This window comes from Arthrobacter sp. 01N444, from assembly GCF_056399305.1.
Genome location: NZ_JBFTRB010000007.1, coordinates 138,960 through 153,444, shown reverse-complemented (window position 1 = coordinate 153,444; position 14,485 = coordinate 138,960). Strand labels below are relative to the sequence as shown.

The following is a 14,485-nucleotide window of genomic DNA, read 5'->3' as shown; positions in this document are numbered from 1 at the left end:
CCTGCCCCCGGGCCTAGTAGCCCAGCGTGACGGGGACCTGCCGTTGTCCTGCCGCTTCCGGCGCCAGCGCCACCGCGGAAATGTCCTGCCGCCCGTCCTGCGCCAGAACAAGTGCCCCGTACGCCGGATCCCCGGCGGCGGACACCACATACCCCACGAGCGGCGAGTCGCCCACGTCAGCGGGGATCTTGATGGAAACGGTGGTTCCGCCGGCAATGTCGGCGGTGCCCGCGGTCCGGATCTTGCCGTCCGCAGTAATTGGCGTGTAGGTCACGGTCGCCCGGCCGGCGGGGGCACCGAGAACGAGCTGCCGGTCGCCCGTGCGCGGAACCGCAACGATGTGCTGGCTGCCCAGCCGGGCCGAGGCGGCGGAAAACGCGATGTCCGCCGCGTCCCCGGCCTGCAGTCCCCGCGTGAGCCGGGCAGTGGCCGCGAACGAGACATCCGAGCTCGCCGCCACGGTGTAGGTCCCGGCCGGGACCCCGGCCAGGGAAACTTCCGTGACCGCGCCGGCCTTCGCCGTCACCACGCCTCCCCCGGGCAGCGCCTTCTGGCCGTCGGGACCATACAGCTTGATCTCGACCACGGCGTCGGTGGCCCCCGGCACGGCGACTTCGAGGGCCGGTCCGGCGTCGGCGAAGCCGGGCTTTGCCTTGAGCGCGGCCAGCGCCGCGGGATCCTGGATGTCGAGGCCGGCGGCCACCTGGCTGACGGACGGGGCGGTGCCGGGGGTGATGAAGTCGACGCCGCCGGGTGTGAGGCCGCGGAGCACGCTTTGCTGGATCACGGCAGCCACCGGGCCGCCGGTGCTGCGGACCCGCACGCCGAGCCGTTCCTGTCCCGGCGCGAGCCCGGCCAGGATGATGGAGCGGGTGCTGCCGGGCGCCACCAGCAGGCCGCGGCTTCCGGGAGCCTGGATCGGGCCCTCGGAGCCAAAGAGGTCCAGGCTCACCGTCGCCGGCGTGCTGGAGGCATTGGTCAGGTTCAGGACTGCCGACCGGCCGAGCGCAGTGTTGGCGCCGACCAGCCAGAGATCGTTGCCGGGCTGCTGGCACGCGGCAGCCGCGGAACCCTGGAGGTCCCCGTCCTCTGCCGTGTAGCTCAGGACGGCGCCGGCAGCTGCCTGGTGGTTGTTCTGGGCATCGGCGCTGAGGACGCTGATGTTGTCCACCTCGCGCTGGGGCACGACGCCGGCGACCAGCACGGGCGTGCGGGCCGCAGCCGCGGAAGCCGGGGGCGCGGAAGCTGTGGGCGCGGCGCCCGGCGCGATGTCGGCGAGGGGGGCACCTTTAAGCGGGGCGAGCCGGCTGCCGGGGATGATGCCGGCGCTTGAGCCGAGCACGGCGGCGCTGACGGCTGTCTTCGCGGTGGCGGATTCCGGACTGAACTGGGGGTCGGTGCCCACGGGGGTGCCCTCAAGCAGCCGGGCCGGGCCCGGGCAGACCCCGACGCTGCTGCCGGCCGGAACCGCGGCGACGGGGGCCTCGAGCTGCCTGCTGGCGGGGTTCTGGGGCGTCAGCGACGCCGCCGATACCAGGCCGCCGCCCGCGGCAACGAGGGCCACCGCGGAGAGGATGCCGCCGATCACTCCGGCCCGCGGCAGCCGCCGCTTCCGCGGCGACGGACCCGTTTCAGCTTCCGTTTCGGTTTCTTTTTCGTTGTCGCCCTTAGACATGCTGATGTTCCTTACGCAGGGAGGCTTCGTCCCTGGACAGGCCGGTGTTGGACCGGCGGGCAGGCATGGGCACGGCGAGGAGGACGGTCAGCCCGATCATCACGGCCTGCGCAATTCCGATCAGGACGGCCCACGGCGCTTCGTAACGGATGCTTAACTGGCCGCCCTGGGCCGGCAGTGTGAAGGCCTGCGACCATCCCGACGTCGTTGAGGTCAGGCGGCGCCCGTCAAGCCAGGCGCTCCAGCCCGGATCGGCCCGCTCGGCGAGCACCACAAGGCGGCCCTCGGGGCCGGCCGGGACTGTGCCGGCCGCCGAGACTTCTTCGGACGGGAGCAGTCCGATGGCGGCGCCGCTGCCGTCCACTACCCGGACCCGGTGCGCGACGTCGGAGTCCGCGATGCCGGGCCGGTCCTGCGGGCTGACCCGCCAGAGCCAGCCCGTCCCCGTCTGGCCGACGGCGACAAGTCCGGGGACTGCGTCCATGCGGCTGGCCGTCAATTCGGAGGCTGAATCGGCAACCCGGAGCACGACAAAGCCGACGCCGAGCCGCTCGAGGTCCTCCCGCGGATCCACGCCTTCGCCGGCGACGATGGTGGCCACGACGTTCCGGAGCGATCCGGCGACGGCGTCGTCGTCGCGGACCGTCTCCTGGCCCGGCGCTCCCATGATGCCGCGGGCGGCGGCGATCGTTGAGAGTGCGTCCAGGGTGGTCCCGGCGCCGCGCATGAGTGTTGCGTCGAAGCTTCCGTCCTCGTTGCTGGCAATCAGGAGCGTCCTGGACTGTTCCGGGCCCTCGCCGCGATCAACCGCCGTTGCGGGCAGCGTGCGGGCTTGGGCAGGCTGGACGAGTCTCGGGGTCCCGAGACCGGAGGGTCCCGCGGTGGCTGCCGCTGCCTGTGTCGGTGTCTGCGACGTTGGCTGCAGCAGGTTTTGTGCGGTCCACACGGTGAACCCGGCCAGGGGCGCAGCCAGCAGCAGGACCATGGATGCCGCGGCCGTGCCGCGGATCAGGACCTTCCGTGCCAGCCCGGTACCGGCGGTCCGGTCGGCGGCGTCCAGGAGCCCTTCGGCTCCGATCAGGGCAGCGCCCAGGAACGCGAACGCGGCAGCCGAGACGGCGGGGCCGGGGAACGGCGTGACCAGGACCTCGGCGCTGGCGCCGGAGGCGACATGCCCGGCGAGCCAGCCGCCGGCCAGCATCAGGACGGCCACGGCCCACAGACCCCGTGCCGTCCGGGTGCGTCCGGCCAGCACAAGCCGGCGCGGCATGAAGAGTGCGGCCAGGGCCAGCAGCAGTACCGGCAGCCCCAACAGCAAGGCCAGCAGCAGTGCCCACGGCAGACCGGCCGGCCCGGCGGAACCTGCGGCGGACCCGCCGAAGGCGCTGAGCCCGGTGAGTCCGGCGCCGGCGTCGAAGTTCAGTGGCTGCCCCAGGGCCTGTTGCCACAGTGGGGCGGCGTCAAAACCGAGCGGCAGGCCCGGGTCGGCCAGGAGCGCCCGCGGCCGGTCCAGGACCGAGAAGGCGAAGGGCAGGAACAGTGACAGGCTGGGCAGGAGCGCCCACCACACCGTGCGGCCGCGCCGGCCCAACAGCACGCCGCAGAGGGCCACGACGGCCATGGACGGCAGCAGCAGCGAGGGCGCCGCGGCGGTGACTACGGCCAGGGCGAGCCCCGCGGCGGCCGCAGCCGTCCACGACGGCGTCCCGTTGACACCGGGACGGGCGGCCGGCGTGGGGATGAGCCGTCCCTGCCCCGGGGCCGGGACGGCATGGATGCCGCGGCCCGCGGCCGTGCCGGTCGCCCGGAGCAGCGCCAGGACGACCACCGGGATCATGACGTGCGCGACCAAGGCGCCGAGCCGGCCCTGGTTCACGGACACCTGGAGTGCCGGCGCCGCGGCCCACAGCAGGGCGGCCGAAAGGCGCAGCCTCCGGCGGGCAGTCAGGGCGCCGGCAGCGAACCACGCGCCCAGCGCAGACAGCGGCATGGCGAGGATCAACAACCAGCCCACGCCGCCGTTGGCATCGCCGGCACCGAGCACACCGAGCACCCACAGCAGGTAGCCAAAGGGGTCGCCGTGGCCCGGCAGGCCCGCGCCCAGACTGATCCACCAGGTCGAGGCATGGTTCCAGATTTCGGAGAGGCGCAATGAGACGGGGATCAGCGCGCCGCCGGAGACGGCCGGAGCCCGGAACAGGCTAAGCAGCCCTGTCAGGGAGACCGCCAGGGTCAGGAGGATGGCCAGCACCGCACCGCTGCCCACCCACCCGCGGTCCGGGGTGGCGATGGCGGCGAAATCGTCAGCATTGCCGGTGTTCCCGGTGGGCTGCTCGGCCAGCGGACCGGGACCTGTCAACTCGCTGCCGAAGTCGTCGGCGCCGAGCGCCTCAATCAGGGAGCGCCGGTGCGCCCAGACCTCACGGCGCGGCGTCTGCAGTCCTTTCATGACGGAGCGCCGGATCCGGCGGGTGCGCGCGGCATTGCGGCGTCCGCGGACCACCGCCGCCGGGCGGCCCAGCGCGGCAAAGGTCGCCAGCAGTTGGGAGAACCCGTGCCCCGGGTCCTTGACCGCAATGCTCAGGACGAGTTTGAAGAGGCTGCCCAGGAGGGCGCCGGCCGCGTGCAGCGGGACTTTCCAGCCGGCCGCGTGCTTGAGCCGCAGGTGCACCTGCGCCTTGCGTGCGGCCGTCGCGTTGCCAAGGGCGTGGGGACGGTGCGAGACATGGAACATTCGGGCGCTGGGGACCACCACCACGCGGTGCCCGGCGAGACGGTTGCGCCAGCAGAAGTCGACGTCGTCGCCGCTGCCGGGCAGGGCCGGATCGAAGCCCCGGAGCTCCTCCCAGATGTCGCGGCGGACCAGCATGCCGGCGGAATTGACCGCAAAGGTATCGCTGCGGCCGTCGTACTGGCCCTGGTCGAGCTCGTCGGCGTCGATCAGCGTCAGCCGCTCGGCCCAGCGGCTCGTGGAGAGCCCGACGTCGATCAGCCGCCGCTCGGCATGCCAGTCCAGCTGCTTGCAGCCTGCAACCGTGACCGACGGCGCCCGCTCGACCGCACGGAGGAGTTCGGCCAGGGCCTCGGGTGCCGGTGCGGCGTCGTCGTGCAGCAGCCAGATCCAGTCGGTGCCCGGCGCCGTGGCGGCGGAGCCCTCCGCAGGCCACGGCGCGAGGGCCTTGAACCCGGCCATGACGGCTCCACCCATGCCGGACCTGGGCTGGTCGAAGACAGTGACGTTGGCCTTGCCCAGTTCCTGTTCAAGGAGGGCGGCGGAGTGGTCGCGGGATCCGGTGTCGACACCGATCACGGCGTCGGCGGGCCGTGTTTGGGCCGCCAGCGCCGCAAGGGTCCTGGGGAGAAAATCACCGCCGTCGTGGGAGACCACGACGGCGGTGACTCGTACTTCTTGAAGAATTAGACTGCTCGCTTCCTAAGCCGGCGCCGCTCGCGCTCCGAGAGGCCTCCCCAGATCCCGAAGCGCTCGTCGTTGGACAAGGCGTACTCGAGGCACTGGGAACGCACGTTGCAGGCGCCGCAGACTTTCTTGGCGTCGCGGGTGGAGCCGCCCTTTTCGGGGAAGAAGGCTTCGGGATCAGTCTGGGCGCACAGGGCATCGGTCTGCCAGCCGAGCTCGCCCTCGTCGTCGAATTCCTGCCGGGACGGCAGGCCGATCCAGACTGGCTGCCCGGCGGTACCGGAACCGGGCGAATGGAGCTCCATCGGCGGGTCGAGGGGATCGGTGTCATGATCCGGGCCGGACAGGAGCTCGTCGTGCGCTGCGAGGAAGGCCGTGGCGGCCTCCTGCAGGGAATCCTTGGTGTGTTCGTTATAGCGGTCAGCTGCGTCCGGATCCGCCGGATCTACGTACCAGTCAGTCGGCACGCCGCGTGACCGGTATTTCGCCGTGGCCTGGCCGGCAACTACGGCATCTTCATGGATACGCTCTGCTAGCCCCATGGCGTCCCCCTCCTGATTTGCAGCCACTGCAAGACCCCCTTGGACACTCGGTTGAGTGCCGGTTTTTGTGCAGTGGCTTTAGATAACTAATTACACGCGTGTAAGTATCCGGGAGTCAAGCCACGGCGGAGATAATAATCAACTTGATACACAAAGTGGAGGCACGCCACGCCCGGAATTTTTTCTCCTCTCCCGCGAGAACCCGCGGAATAATCAGGGTACTGAGCACTTTTGGGGCTTTTCATTGAATTTTCGGGAAATTTTCCCGCGCCCTGCGCGGACCCCGCCGAACGCCGGGGCCGCCGGGGTGACGGACGTCACGGAGCCGGGGACTGATCGGCCGCGACAACAGCCGTGGCAAGATGAGGGCATGAGCATTCCGGCAATCGACCTGATGACAGCGCTGCGGTCCGGCCAGGCCACGGCGCCCCGGCTGACCTGGTACGGCCCCGATGCGGAACGGGTTGAACTCTCTGGCCGCGTGCTGGACAACTGGGTCGCGAAGACTTCCAACCTGCTGCAGGACGAACTCGACGCCGAACCGGGCATGCGGCTGCGCCTGGACCTGCCCGCGCACTGGAAGTCGGTGATCCTGGCCCTCGCGGCCTGGCAGCTTGGCATGGAAGTGGTCTTCGACGACGCGGAGGCTGACCTGCTGGCCACCGCGGACCCGGGTCCGGGCGCTGCCGCGGGCGGGTTCGACGCCGTCCTGGCCGTGTCGTTGCCGGCACTGGCCATGCGGTGGACGGGTGAACTGCCCAGCGGCGTCCTCGACTACGCCGCCGAGGTCCGCTCCCACGGCGACATTTTCATGCCCCACGTGGATCCGGAGGCGGGACGTCTCGCCGTCCGCACCTCCGACGGCGCAGTCCATGCGCACGGGGCGCTCCTGGACGGTTTTGCCGCGGCCCAGGGCCCCGGGCTGCGGCTGCTCGTTCCGGCGGCCGACGGCCTCGAAACCGTTCTTGCGCAGTCATTGGGAACCTGGAAGGCCGACGGTTCCGTGGTCCTGGTGCACCCCGAGGTAGAGGTGACCGGCAAACTGCGGGACGCCGAGCGCATCAGCGGGGACTGATCCCCACGCGCTGACTTCCGGGCACTGATCGCCCGGGCACCGATCCCCAGCCGCTGATTCCCCGGGACGGCGGTTCCTTAGGCCGGCGGGCCGGGCAGTTCCGGATCGTTGACGGGTTCCCTGACGGCTGCCGTGGCAACCGGCTGGGAGTGCGGGTGCCGTTCGATGATCTCGTGGTCGTGCGAGAACTCGGGCTCTGCGTCGAGTTCCTGGTTGAACACCAGGAAGCGGTAGGCAAAGAACCGGACCACGGTCGCGACCAGGATGCCGACCACCCCGGCCAGGAAGAGCATGTTCTTGTCGGTGACTCCCATGCCGTACTTCGCGACGGCGGTCAGGCCGGTGGAGATGCCGATGCCGATCCCGTTGATGATGAGGAACATCACGAACTCGCGCAGCACGTTGGCCTGCCGGCGGTGCCGGAACGTCCAAAAACGGTTCGCAACCCAGGAAAAGACCGTCGCCACGCTGGCCCCGAAGAAGCGGGCCTTGGCCTCGCTGTCGGTCATGGGACCGTGCATCAGGTAAAACGTCAGTCCGTTGTCGATGACGAACGCGATGCCGCCGACGGCACCGAACTTGGCCACTTCGCGCCAGAACAGCGAGGCAAGCCCGCGCATGCGCTCGTTAAGTGTAGTAATCATGACCCTCCGTGGCCTTCTGGAACTGTCGGCCATTGGGCCAAACGCCCATTTTAGCGCCGTTTCCCGGGAGTCCGCCCGCAGCGGCCGCTCAGACGGCTCCCTGCGGACCCGGCGGCGGGCGCCGGGCGGGCGGGTGCGAAACCCCCGTCCCGGCACCGTTCCCGCGCTTGCCAATCCCCAAAAGCCGGGTTCCCGTGAGGTTTTCGGTAGGCTGGGACTTGTGACTTTTCCTGTAATCGGTGTTGTTGGCGGCGGCCAGCTTGCCCGCATGATGGCCCCTGCCGCGACCGCCCTGGGCTTTGAGCTCCGTGTTCTCGCCGAAGGCGAGGACGTCTCCGCAGTCTCTGCCGTGGCTAACGCCCCGGTTGGCGACTACAAGGACCTGGAGCATCTGCTCGAGTTCTCCCGCGGCCTCGACGTCCTGACCTTCGACCACGAACACGTCCCCACGGCGCACCTGCGGTCCTTGATCGGTGCCGGCGTGAACGTCCATCCCGGCCCGGATGCCCTGGTCAATGCCCAGGACAAGCTGGTGATGCGCGCCGCGATCGACCGGCTCGAGCTTCCGAACCCCACGTGGGCCTCCGTCGCCAATGTCGCGGACCTCGTCGCCTTCGGCGAGCAGACCGGCTGGCCGGTGGTGTTGAAAATGCCCCGCGGCGGCTACGACGGCAAGGGCGTGCGCATCGTGTCCTCGGCCGAGGACGCGGCGGCCTCCGCCGACTGGTTCGAGGCCATGTCCCCCCTGTTGGCCGAAGCCAAGGTGGAATTCAGCCGGGAGCTCTCGGCCATGGTCGCGAGGACGCCTGACGGTGAAACACGGGCCTGGCCGGTGGTGCACACCATCCAGGTGGACGGGGTCTGCGATGAAGTCATTGCCCCGGCCCTGGACATCTCCGTCGATGTTGCCGCAGCCGCGGAAAACGCCGCGGTCCGGATCGCCGGCGAACTCGGCGTGACCGGTGTCATGGCCGTCGAACTCTTCGAGACCCCGGGCGTGGGCGCCGGGTTCCTGATCAATGAACTCGCCATGCGCCCGCACAATACCGGGCACTGGACCCAGGACGGCTCGGTGACCAGCCAGTTCGAGCAGCACCTGCGGGCCATCCTGAACCTGCCGCTGGGCGCCACTGACCTGCTGGGGCCCGTCGTGGTGATGAAGAACTTCCTCGGCGGCGCCAACCAGGACCTCTATTCCGCCTTCCCCGCCGCCCTCGCGAGCGAACCCGCCGCGAAGGTGCACTGCTACGGCAAGGCCGTCCGGCCCGGACGGAAGATCGGCCACGTTAACCTGGTCGGGACCTCAGCCGCCGACGTCGACTCCGTGCGGCAGCGGGCCACCACTGTGGCCGACATCATCCGGAATGGCCGGGCCCACACCGGCGCAATGCCGGCAACCTCCGAGGAGACCGCATGAGCACCGCAGCCAGCCCCGAAGCCAACAAAGCGGGAAACCCCCTCGCCGGCGCCCGCGCGGGCACCCCGCTCGTGGGCCTCGTGATGGGCTCGGATTCGGACTGGCCGGTCATGGAAGCCGCCGCCGAAGCCCTCGCCGAGTTTGGAATCCCGTTCGAGGCCGACGTCGTCTCGGCCCACCGGATGCCCACGGAGATGATCCGCTACGGCCAGACGGCCCACGAGCGCGGTCTTCGCCTGATCATTGCCGGCGCCGGCGGCGCCGCGCATCTTCCCGGCATGCTGGCCTCGGTCACTCCCCTGCCGGTGATCGGCGTCCCCGTGCCGTTGAAGACCCTGGACGGCATGGATTCCCTGCTGTCCATCGTGCAGATGCCGGCAGGCGTTCCGGTCGCCACCGTCTCGATCGGCGGCGCCCGCAACGCCGGCCTCCTGGCCGTGCGCATGCTGGCCTCGGGCACGGACGAACTGGCAGTCCAGCTCCGGGCGGACCTGCTGGAGTTCGCCAAGGAGCTGAACGACGTCGCAACCCGGAAGGGCGCGAACCTGCGGCACAAGGTCAGCGAAGTGTTCGCCGCCGGAAACGTCACCCCGCGTAGCGGCAATTAAGGCAGCCATTAGGAATCCCGGCATGAGCAGCAGCTACGCCCCCACACACGGCCCTGAGCAGTCCGGGCGGGCACTGGGCGACCCGGTCCGGCATCCCTCCGGCGCCCCGTCCCCGGTGCTCACCAAGCGGGCGTTCGTCCTGATCCTCATGACGCTGCTGGTTCCCGGTAGCGCCCAAACCGTCGCGGGCAGCCGCCGGCTTGGACGGGCCGCGCTGCGCGTGACCTTCACGGTCTGGGCGCTGGCCCTGCTGGCCGTGGTGCTCCTGCTCGTGTCCCGCTCCACGCTGATCAACCTCCTCACCGGCACGGTGCCCTCGCTCCTGCTGGTGCTCGGCCTCGCCTGCCTGGCCATCGGCTGGGCCGCCCTGTTCCTGAACACCTTGCGGCTGATCCGGCCCGGGACGCTCGCCCCCAGGATCCGTCCCGCGGTGGTGCTGGCGCTCGTGCTGGCCATGATCCTCAGCAGCGGATCCCTGGGCTACGCGGCCTATCTGCTCAATATCAGCCGCAACGCCATCGGCAGCATCTTCTCCGGCTCCGGCCCCACCCTTGAGCCGTCCGATGGCCGGTACAACTTCCTGATGATGGGCGGCGACGCCGGAGCGGACCGCACGGGCCGCCGGCCGGACAGCCTCTCGGTGATCAGCGTCGATGCCAAGACCGGCAGCACGGCGATCATCTCCGTGCCCCGCAACCTCCAGAACGCCCAGTTCAGCGCGGAATCGCCGATGCGCCAGGTGTACCCGGATGGCTACAACTGCGGCGACGAATGCCTGATCAACGCGATCAACACCGAGGTCACCAACCAGCACCAGGACCTCTATCCCGGGGTGGCCGACCCCGGGGCGCAGGCCACCCTCGAAGCGGTGTCAGGAACGCTGGGCATCAAGGTCCAGGCCTACGTGCTCGTGGACATGGACGGTTTTTCCAAGCTCATCGACGCCATGGGCGGCATCCGGATCAAGGCCGGCGGCTGGGTCCCCATCAGCGGGCCGATGGTGGATGAGGCCAACGGCATCCACGGCATGCCGGACGGCTGGATTCCGGCCGGAGACCAGACGCTCGACGGCTTCCACGCCCTCTGGTACGGCCGGTCCCGGGAATTCGTGGACGACTATGCCCGCATCCAGCGCCAGCAGTGCGTGCAGCAGGCGATGCTGAAGCAGCTCGACCCGGCAACACTGCTGGCCAAGTTTGAGGACATCGCCAAGGCCGGGACCAAGGTGGTCGAGTCGAACATCTCCTCCGGCCAGCTCGGCAGTTTCGTGGACCTGGCCATGAAGGCCAAGGGGCAGGATGTCAGCCGCCTGACCATCGGTCCGCCGGACTTCGACGCCGCCTTCTCCACGTCCCCGGACTTCGACGTCATCCACGCGCGGGTGGCCAAACTGCTGGCCAGCCCGTCCGCCGGTGCCGCAGCCGCAACTGACGATGCGGTCCTGCAGCCCGGTACGGCTGCCGGGCCGGTCTCGGCCGCCGGCCCCGTCCCGGCCACCGATCCCCCGCCCGCGCCGTCGGACTTCACCCCCGTGACCACTACGCCGGACGGCGAGCCGATCACCGAAGAGATGCTGAACCAGTTCAAGCGCAACGGCGACGAACAGTCCATCCGCGACCTCGTGGCCACCAACGGACAGTGCGCGCCGCTCTAACCCCGGCAGCAGCCTTGACCGCAGCAGTGCGACCACATTTCTTTGACGAGACATTTCATTGATCAGACAGGGACCAGGCCATGTACGAACTTGAGAACGTCCTCCGGCCCTACGCCTGGGGCTCCCCGACGGCCATCGCCGGGCTGCTGGGCAGGCCGGCTTCCGGCGGTCCTGAAGCGGAGCTTTGGATCGGCGCCCACCCGGGCTCCCCGTCCGTCGCGCTGACGCCGGCGCCCGGCGGTGCCGGCCGGCACGCACCCGCAACGCACGACGGCGGACGGCTGCCGCTGGACGCCCTGATCGCCGGGGATCCGGAACATTGCCTGGGCAGCGCGAGCGTGGCCGCTTTCGGTCCGCGCCTGCCGTTCCTGCTCAAGGTCCTCGCGGCCGAGGCGCCCTTGTCCCTGCAGGTGCACCCGACGCTCGCCCAGGCCCGGGAGGGCTTCGCACGCGAGGAAGCCGCCGGCGTCGACCCCGCCGCAACGGAGCGCAACTACAAGGACGATAACCACAAGCCCGAAATGATCTTCGCGCTGACTCCATTCGAGGCCCTCTGCGGGTTCCGGCCGGCCGCGGAATCCCGTGCGGTCTTCCAGCATCTGGCGGCGTGCTTCGAGCTCGCCGGGCTGCAGCTGCCGCCGCTGGTCCCGCTGCTGCTCGAGGACCTGGCGCAGCCGGACGAACCCGCGGCCCTGCGCTCCGCCTTCGAACGCCTCATCACCGGCGGCGGGGATGTCGCCGAGGCGACGGCGACGATCGTTGCGGCCCTCGTCTCCGGTGCCCCGATGGCCGGGCACGAGGCGGAACTGTCCACCGCGGTGAGCCTGAATGGCCGGTACCCCGGAGATCCGGGAGTGCTGATTTCCCTGCTGCTGAACCGGATTTCCCTCGCCCCCGGTGAGGCCGTGTACCTCCCGGCCGGCAATGTCCATGCCTACCTGCACGGCCTCGGCATCGAGGTCATGGCGTCCTCGGACAACGTGCTCCGCGGCGGGCTCACGCCGAAATTCGTCGACGTGCCGGAACTGCTGAAGACCGTGGCGTTCGAGGCCGTCGCGGTGCCCATGCTCCCCGCCGAGACCACCATGCTGGGCCAGGAACTCTTCCGGCCGCCGTTCCGGGAATTCCAGCTGCAGCGAATTGTTGTGGCGCCCGGCGCGGAGCCCGTCCCGCTGGCGCAGTCCGGTGCCGCCGTCGTCATTGTCACCCACGGCTCCGTCCGCCTCGACTCCCCCAAGGGCGAGCTCCGGCTGGAAAGGGGCGCCAGTGCCTTCCTGCCCGCCGCCGAGGCACCGGTCAATGTCCACGCCGTCTCCGGCGCCACCGGCCCCGCCCTGGCATTTGCCGTCACCACCGCATTGGAAGCCTGACACCATGGATTATTTCCTGCAGAGCCCGCAGTGGGCACAGTTCCAGCGTTCGCTGGGACGCACCGTCCACGAACAGTCCGGGCCCGGGTGGCGCTTCCTTGCGGTGGAGGAATCCAATCCGGCCGGTAAACTGCTGTACTCCCCGTACGGCCCGGTCGCCGAGTCACTGGCAGCGTTCGACGCCGCACTGGCGGCCCTGACGGACCTCGCCCGGACCAGCGGGGCCGTGTTTGTCCGGGTTGAGCCGGTCACCGCAGGATTCACCGCAGCCGAAGCCGACTCGGTACTCCGCAGCCGCGGCCTGCAGCCGGCCCCGGCCAGCCAGCAGCCCGAGCTCAGCTGGATTGTGGACCTCGACCGGGATTTCAAGGACGTCCTGGCGGATATGAAGCCGGCGAACCGGAACCTGTTCCGCAACATCCACAAGAAGGGCGTGAGCTTCCGCTCCAGCCAGGATCCGGCAGAGATCGCCGTCCTCCTGGAGTTCTTGCACATGACGGCCGCCCGCAACGGCTTCAAGCCGCAAAGCGACGAATACCTGACCCAGGTGGCCCTCTCGCTGATGCCGGCCGGCGCGGCGACGCTGTTCATCGCGGAGCTCGACGGCCACCCCATCGCCGCAGCCCTGGCCTACGACTCGGCCGACACCCGGACCTACGCGCACGCCGCCCTGGACGACACCCACCGCAAACTCAGCGCGGGCATCCCCCTGCTTGTCACCTTGATCGCGGACGCCCAGGCGAAGGGCCTCAAGCACGTGGACCTCTGGGGCGTGGCGCCGGAGGACCAGCCCGACCACAAATGGGCCGGGTTCACGGCGTTCAAGAAGTCGTTCGGCGGCCGCGGGATCGCGTATCCCGGAACGTGGGACCTGCCGGTCCGGAAGGTCCGCTACGGCAGCTACCAGCTGGCCCGCAAAGGCGCCCAGCTCGCGAAGAAGCTGCGCGCCCGGTCCCGGGCCCTCGCAAACCGCTAAGGGCCCAGCAGGCGGCACCGGCCACCGGGTCGCCCCGGCCAGCCGGGCCGTTCTGTCCCCGGTGGCCGGTGTTGGTGGGGGCGCTAGTTGGCCGTAATGGCGTGCCGCTGGGCGTCGTAGGCGCTGGCCACCATCTGCTCCACGGAGTGCCGCATCTTCCAGTCGAGATCGCGGGCGGCCAGCGTGCCGTCGGCCACGATCCGGTCCGGATCCCCTGCCCGCCGCGGACCGATTTCGGGTTCGAAATCGATCCCCGTGACGTCGGCCATCGCCGTCATGATCTGGCGCACGGACAGCCCGTCCCCGGATCCGAGGTTGTACACCCGCTCCAGCGGCTTGCCCGCCTCGAGCGCCTGGGCGGCGGCCACATGCGAGGTGGCCAGGTCCGCCACGTGCACGTAGTCGCGCACGCAAGTTCCGTCCGGCGTGTTGTAGTCGATGCCGTTGATGCGCGGCGTCTTACCGGCCGTGAGCGCCCGCAGCACGATCGGGAAAAGGTTGTGAGGGCTGGTGTCGTAAAGCTCGGGCGCACCTGAGCCGACCACGTTGAAATACCGCAGCGAGGTGTGGCTCAGGCCCCGGGCCCGGCCCTGGTCACGGATCAGCCACTCGCCGATGAGTTTGCTCTCGCCGTAGGGAGATTCCGGGTTGGTGGGCGTCGCTTCGGTGACGATGTCGCCGGTGGGCGTGCCGTAGGTGGCCGCGGACGAGGAGAACACCAGTTTGTCGACGCCGGTGAGCTCCATGGCCTTGAGCAGTTGCGCGGTGCCCGTGACGTTCTGTTCATAAGTCAGCAGCGGCTCCTGGACGGAAACCCCGGCGTACTTGAAACCGGCCAGGTGGATCACCCCGGTCACCGCGTGCTCCCGCAGCGTGCGGGCCACGAGGTCGGCGTCGAGGATGCTGCCATGGATGAACGGCACATCGGCCGGCACGAACTCACGGTGCCCGCTGGAGAGGGAGTCAATCACCACCGGCTGAATCCGGGCACCGCGCAAAGCGGAAACCACATGAGAACCGATATATCCTGCACCGCCAGTTACGAGCCACGTCATGGCTCCACCCTATCTAATCCCACGGGCCCCGGCCGCCCCACCGCAATAGAC

11 protein-coding genes are annotated in these 14,485 nt (G+C 69.8%); 6 read left to right on the top strand and 5 right to left on the bottom strand.

Annotated features, from left to right (window positions below):
• Positions 1 to 13: 13 nt before the first annotated feature.
• The 3 genes from AC1DKN_RS10855 to AC1DKN_RS10845 are packed head-to-tail and all read right to left on the bottom strand — an operon-like array spanning position 14 to position 5,635.
• Positions 14 to 1,675, bottom strand: coding sequence for a DUF5719 family protein (locus AC1DKN_RS10855; protein WP_476856561.1), 1,662 nt, complete (start codon positions 1,673 to 1,675; stop codon positions 14 to 16).
• Complete coding sequence (locus AC1DKN_RS10850) at positions 1,668 to 5,063, bottom strand: glycosyltransferase family 2 protein (protein ID WP_476871261.1); 3,396 nt, start codon at positions 5,061 to 5,063, stop codon at positions 1,668 to 1,670. The genes AC1DKN_RS10855 and AC1DKN_RS10850 overlap by 8 nt, the downstream gene beginning before the upstream one ends.
• Before the next feature lie 29 nt (positions 5,064 to 5,092).
• Entirely contained in the window at positions 5,093 to 5,635 is a 543-nt protein-coding gene (locus AC1DKN_RS10845; RefSeq protein ID WP_230008885.1) for a WhiB family transcriptional regulator, read from the bottom strand.
• Positions 5,636 to 6,005: 370 nt separating this feature from the next.
• On the opposite strand from AC1DKN_RS10845, the gene AC1DKN_RS10840 reads away from it, so the two are divergent.
• Entirely contained in the window at positions 6,006 to 6,710 is a 705-nt protein-coding gene (locus tag AC1DKN_RS10840; protein WP_476871260.1) for a TIGR03089 family protein, read from the top strand.
• Between the two features lie 77 nt (positions 6,711 to 6,787).
• Here the strand turns inward: AC1DKN_RS10840 and AC1DKN_RS10835 are convergent, their stop codons facing one another.
• On the bottom strand, positions 6,788 to 7,354 hold the full coding sequence (locus AC1DKN_RS10835) for a GtrA family protein (protein WP_223914153.1): 567 nt from the start codon (positions 7,352 to 7,354) through the stop codon (positions 6,788 to 6,790).
• Positions 7,355 to 7,622: 268 nt separating this feature from the next.
• On the opposite strand from AC1DKN_RS10835, the gene AC1DKN_RS10830 reads away from it, so the two are divergent.
• The 5 genes from AC1DKN_RS10830 to AC1DKN_RS10810 all read left to right on the top strand — a co-directional run bounded on the left by AC1DKN_RS10830 (position 7,623) and on the right by AC1DKN_RS10810 (position 13,379).
• Entirely contained in the window at positions 7,623 to 8,771 is a 1,149-nt protein-coding gene (locus tag AC1DKN_RS10830; protein WP_476856644.1) for a 5-(carboxyamino)imidazole ribonucleotide synthase, read from the top strand.
• A complete protein-coding gene (gene purE / locus AC1DKN_RS10825) occupies positions 8,768 to 9,379 on the top strand; it encodes a 5-(carboxyamino)imidazole ribonucleotide mutase (protein WP_476871259.1) in 612 nt (203 codons plus the stop codon). The genes AC1DKN_RS10830 and purE overlap by 4 nt, the downstream gene beginning before the upstream one ends.
• A 22-nt stretch (positions 9,380 to 9,401) precedes the next feature.
• Positions 9,402 to 11,033: an LCP family protein gene (locus AC1DKN_RS10820; protein ID WP_476871258.1), complete on the top strand. Its 1,632-nt coding sequence runs from the start codon at positions 9,402 to 9,404 to the stop codon at positions 11,031 to 11,033.
• A gap of 80 nt (positions 11,034 to 11,113) precedes the next feature.
• Positions 11,114 to 12,403 carry a mannose-6-phosphate isomerase, class I gene (gene manA / locus AC1DKN_RS10815; RefSeq protein ID WP_476871257.1) on the top strand — a complete coding sequence of 430 codons (1,290 nt, stop codon included), beginning with the start codon at positions 11,114 to 11,116 and terminating at the stop codon, positions 12,401 to 12,403.
• Positions 12,404 to 12,407: 4 nt separating this feature from the next.
• Positions 12,408 to 13,379 carry a lipid II:glycine glycyltransferase FemX gene (locus AC1DKN_RS10810; RefSeq protein WP_230008873.1) on the top strand — a complete coding sequence of 324 codons (972 nt, stop codon included), beginning with the start codon at positions 12,408 to 12,410 and terminating at the stop codon, positions 13,377 to 13,379.
• A gap of 83 nt (positions 13,380 to 13,462) precedes the next feature.
• Here the strand turns inward: AC1DKN_RS10810 and galE are convergent, their stop codons facing one another.
• Positions 13,463 to 14,434, bottom strand: coding sequence for a UDP-glucose 4-epimerase GalE (gene galE, locus AC1DKN_RS10805; RefSeq protein ID WP_223914156.1), 972 nt, complete (start codon positions 14,432 to 14,434; stop codon positions 13,463 to 13,465).
• Positions 14,435 to 14,485: the final 51 nt, after the last annotated feature.